Here is a 4,929-nt window from a genome sequence, read left to right on the forward strand (position 1 = left end):
GGCGGCGGGGTCCACTGTTCGATCTTGCCGGCCGAGGCCGTGACTTGCGGTTGCGGGGTTTGCGGTTCGTTGAGCATCAACGGCGCCGGCTTGCCGCGCTGGGCCCAGTACTGGGCCGGGTCGATACCTTCGACCTTCACCCGGGCGGTGCCGATTTCGGCATACCCGAGTTTCTTGGCGGCGGCGTAGGACAAGTCGATGATCCGGTCCGAATAGAACGGCCCACGGTCATTGACCCGCAGGATTACCGAGCGGTTGTTGTCCAGGTTGGTCACGCGTACATAGCTGGGCAGCGGCAGGGTCTTGTGCGCCGCGCTCATGCCGTACAGGTCATAGACTTCGCCGTTGGCGGTGTTCTGGCCGTGGAACTTGGTCCCGTACCAGGACGCCGTACCTGATTGCACGTAGGTCTTGGAGTCTTGCAGCGGGAAGTAGTTTTTGCCCAGCACGGTATAGGGGTTGGCCTTGTAAGGGCCGGTGTGCAGGGTCGGCGTGGCATCCGGGATCTTCGAAACATCCACATCCCACCACGGCGCGCCGTCTTTGTGGGCGCGGTTGATATCCAGCCCCGGCTGGGAGCGGATCGCCGTGCCTGCGGTTTTTTGCACCGGTGCACGACTGGTGGAACAACTGACCACCAATAACGACAATGCGGCGTACGCCAACAGCTTCAGGGGTTTGTACATCGGTGATACCGGCATTACTTGACGCCCCGTGCTTGGACCAGCATGTCTGACAGTTGATGCACGGCCATGGCGTACATCACGCTGCGGTTATAACGCGTGATTGCGTAGAAATTCTTCAGGCCCATCCAGTATTCGGGGCCATTTTCGCCTTCGAGGCGGAACGCCGTCACCGGCATATCATCGCGTGGCGCATTCTGACTCGACCAGCCCAGCGCCCGCAACTCCCCGACCGTCTTGACCGGCTCGATACCCTGGGTCAGGCCTTCATCGGCGCGCTCACCGGTCACATCGGCGCGAATCACCACCGGCTCGCCGGCTACCCAGCCGTGGCGCTTGAAGTAGCTGGCGACGCTGCCGATGGCGTCATCGGGGTTGCTCCAGATATTGATATGGCCGTCGCCGTCAAAATCCACGGCGTAGGCGCGAAAGCTGCTCGGCATGAACTGCGGCAAGCCCATGGCCCCGGCGTAGGAGCCCTTGAGGGTCAACGGGTCGACCTGTTCTTCACGGGCCAACAGCAGGAACTCGCGCAGCTCTTTGCGGAAGAATTCGGCGCGTGGCGGGTAGTCAAAGCCCAGGGTCGACAAGGCGTCGATCACCCGGTAGCTGCCGGTGTTGCGGCCGTAGAAGGTTTCGATGCCGATGATTGCCACGATCACCTGGGCCGGTACGCCGTATTCCTGCTCGGCGCGGGCCAGCACCGCTTCGTGCTGGCGCCAGAAGTCCACGCCCCGCGCCACGCGGGCGTCGGTCAGGAACATCGGGCGATATTCCTTCCACTGCTTCACGCGCTCGGCGGGCCGGGAGATGGCGTCGAGGATCGCCTGCTTGCGCTGGGCCTCGCGGAACACGCCCATCAGCTGTTCACCGGCGAAACCATAGTCACGGGTCATCTCACCGACAAACTCGGCGACCTGGGGCGAACCGTCGTAGTCGCCGGCCTGCGCTTCCTGCACAGCGGCTCCCAGCAGGCCCAACAGGCCCATCCAGGACACGTGCCGGGCAGCCCAGCCGCGCATTACTTGCATTGACATCTTCACCTTATTCAAACCTGTGCGATCCACTTACGATGGGTATGGATCGACATCAAAACCCCAAACGCTGACAGCAATGTCACCAGCGAAGTTCCGCCGTAGCTAATGAACGGCAACGGCACCCCAACCACCGGCAACAGGCCACTGACCATACCGATGTTGACGAAAACGTAAACAAAAAACGTCATGGTGAGGCTGCCGGCGAGCAATTTGCCAAACAGGGTTTGCGCCTGGGCAGTAATCACCAGGCCGCGCCCGATCAGCAGCAAGTAAATCAGCAACAGTGCGCAGATGCCCACCAGGCCGAACTCCTCGCCCATCACCGCGATAATGAAGTCGGTGTGGCTTTCCGGCAAAAAGTCCAGGTGCGACTGGGTGCCCAGCAGCCAGCCCTTGCCGAATACGCCGCCGGAACCGATGGCCGCCTTGGACTGGATGATGTTCCAGCCGGTGCCCAGCGGATCGCTCTCCGGGTCGAGGAACGTGAGGATTCGCTGCTTCTGGTAGTCGTGCATGAAGAAGAACCACATGGCCACGGCCACCGGCACGGCCGCGGCCAGCACGCTGAGGATCCAGCGCCAGCGCAGCCCACCCATGAACAGCACGAACGCGCCGCCCGCCAGGATCAGCAGCGAGGTGCCGAGGTCGGGCTGGCGCACGATCAGGATAAACGGCACGCCGATCAATATCAGGCTGATGCCCACGTGCTTGAGCTGGGGCGGCAGTGTGCGTTTTGACAGGTACCAGGCGATGGTCGCCGGCATCAGGATCTTCATGAATTCCGACGGCTGGAAGCGAATCACCCCCGGGATGTTGATCCAGCGCGTCGCACCCATGGCGTTGTGGCCCATGACATCCACCACCACCAGCAGCAACACGCCGGCGACATACCCCAGCGGCACCCAGCGCGCCATGAAACGCGGCTCCAGCTGGGCGATCACCACCATCGACAACAGGCCCAGGCCAAACGACGACGCCTGTTTGATCAGCAAGTCCCAGTTCTTGCCACTGGCCGAATACAACACGAACAGGCTCCCGGCGGCCAGGGTCAGCAGCAGGATCAGCAACGGGCCATCAATGTGCATGCGCTGCAGCAAAGTGGCGCGGCGGCGCATCACATCTTCGCTGGAGAGGATGCGGTCAAAATTACTCTTCAAGGGCCGTAGCCTCCACACTGGATGGGGTGCCGCCATATTCGGGCTTGAGCTTGCCGTCTTCGGTCAACAGCCAGGCATCCATGATCTGACGCACCACGGGCGCTGCTACGCCGGAACCGGATTCACCGTTCTCGACCATCACCGCCACGACGATCTTCGGGTTGTCGGCCGGAGCAAAGCCGACGAACAAGGCGTGGTCACGGTGGCGTTCCTGAACCTTGGAGCGGTCGTACTTCTCGCCCTGCTTGATCGCGACCACCTGGGCCGTACCGCTCTTGCCGGCAATCCGGTATTGCGCACCGGCTGCCGCTTTACGAGCGGTACCCCGGGCGCCGTGCATCACTTGCTGCATGCCGTGGTTGACCTTGGTCCAGTCGGACGGGTCGCGCAGCACAATGTCGGGAATCGGGTTTTCGTCCACCGGGCGTTCGCCCTCGATGGTCTTGGCCAGATGCGGGCGGTTCCACACCCCTTTGTTGGCCACCAGCGCGGTGGCCTGGGCCAGTTGCAGCGGCGTGGCCTGCATGTAGCCCTGGCCGATCCCCAGGATCAGGGTTTCGCCCGGGAACCACGCCTGGCGCCGGGTCGCACGCTTCCACTCGCGGGACGGCATCAGGCCCGGGGACTCTTCGAACATGTCCAGGGAGACTTTCTGACCAAGGCCGAACTTGCCCATGTAGGCCGACAGCCGATCAATCCCCAGCTTGTGGGCCAGGTCATAGAAGTAGGTGTCGTTGGAACGCATGATCGCCGTATCCAGGTCCACATAACCGTCGCCGGTGCGGTTCCAGTTACGGTATTTATGATCGTAGTTGGGCAGCATGTAGTAGCCGGGGTCGAACACCCGGCTCGATGCCGTGACCACGCCCGAGTCCAGGCCGGCAATCGCCACCGCCGGCTTGATGGTCGAGCCCGGCGGATACAGGCCGCGCAATACGCGGTTGAACAGCGGCCGGTCGATGGAATCACGCAGCTCGGCGTAGGCCTTGAAGCTGATCCCGGTGACAAACAGGTTGGGGTCAAAACTTGGCTGGCTGACCATCGCCAGCACTTCGCCAGTGCTCGGATCCAGTGCCACCACGGCACCCCGACGCCCGCCCAGGGCCATCTCCGCCGCTTCCTGCAACTTGATGTCCAGGCTCAGCACGATGTCCTTGCCGGGCACCGGGTCGGTACGCTTGAGCACCCGCAGCACGCGGCCACGGGCGTTGGTCTCGACTTCCTCGTACCCCACCTGGCCGTGCAGTTCCGGCTCGTAGAAACGCTCGATGCCGGTCTTGCCGATATGGTGGGTGCCGCTGTAGTTGACCGGGTCGAGGGTCTTGAGCTCTTTCTCGTTGATCCGGCCCATGTAGCCGACCGAATGCGCAAAGTGCGCCCCTTGCGGGTAGTGGCGAACCAACTGCGCCACCACTTCCACACCCGGCAGACGGAACTGGTTCACCGCGATCCGGGCGATCTGCTCTTCGGTCAGCTCGAACAGGATCGGCACCGGCTCAAACGGCCGGCGCCCCTGTTTCATGCGCTTTTCGAAAATCACCCGGTCTTCCGGCGTCAGTTGCAGCACCTCGACGATCACATCGAGGATCTGCTGCCAGTCACCGGAGCGTTCGCGGGTCATGCTCAGGCTGAAGCTGGGCCGGTTATCCGCTACCACCACGCCATTGCGGTCGAAAATCAGCCCACGGGTCGGCGGAATCGGCTGCACGTGCACCCGGTTGTTTTCCGACAATGTGGAGTGATAGTCGTACTGGATCACCTGCAGGAAATACAGGCGCGCAATCAGCACCCCCAGCAATGCCACCACCAAAATCGCGCCAAACACCACCCGCGCGCGTACAAGACGTGCGTCTTTCTCGTGGTCCTTGATGCGGATCGGCTGGGTCATCAGGCAGGGCGCAGATTATTTGTGGTAAGGGTGCCCGGACAGAACTGTCCAGGCGCGATACAGCTGTTCACCGATCAGAATTCTTACCAGCGGGTGCGGCAGTGTCAGGGGCGACAGCGACCAGCGCTGGTCCGCACGCGCGCACACTTCCGGCGACTGCCCCT

5 protein-coding genes are annotated in these 4,929 nt (G+C 62.6%); all 5 read right to left on the minus strand.

All coding sequences use genetic code 11. The features are described from left to right. On the minus strand, positions 1-701 hold a 701-nt coding region (locus tag HX846_RS08135; protein WP_178965231.1), incomplete at its 3' end, for a septal ring lytic transglycosylase RlpA family protein. Next, entirely contained in the window at positions 701-1,714 is a 1,014-nt protein-coding gene (gene mltB, locus HX846_RS08140) for a lytic murein transglycosylase B (RefSeq protein WP_003215435.1), read from the minus strand. The genes HX846_RS08135 and mltB, both read right to left, overlap by 1 nt. Before the next feature lie 17 nt (positions 1,715-1,731). Continuing rightward, entirely contained in the window at positions 1,732-2,835 is a 1,104-nt protein-coding gene (gene rodA / locus HX846_RS08145; RefSeq protein ID WP_050442794.1) for a rod shape-determining protein RodA, read from the minus strand. A 31-nt stretch (positions 2,836-2,866) separates the two neighbouring features. After that, positions 2,867-4,765 carry a penicillin-binding protein 2 gene (mrdA, locus tag HX846_RS08150; RefSeq protein WP_003215433.1) on the minus strand — a complete coding sequence of 633 codons (1,899 nt, stop codon included), beginning with the start codon at positions 4,763-4,765 and terminating at the stop codon, positions 2,867-2,869. 15 nt (positions 4,766-4,780) lie between these two features. Then, on the minus strand, positions 4,781-4,929 hold a 149-nt coding region (locus HX846_RS08155; protein ID WP_178965232.1), incomplete at its 5' end, for a 23S rRNA (pseudouridine(1915)-N(3))-methyltransferase RlmH.

Source organism: Pseudomonas sp. K5002, from assembly GCF_013386655.1.
In the GTDB taxonomy this organism is placed as follows: domain Bacteria; phylum Pseudomonadota; class Gammaproteobacteria; order Pseudomonadales; family Pseudomonadaceae; genus Aquipseudomonas.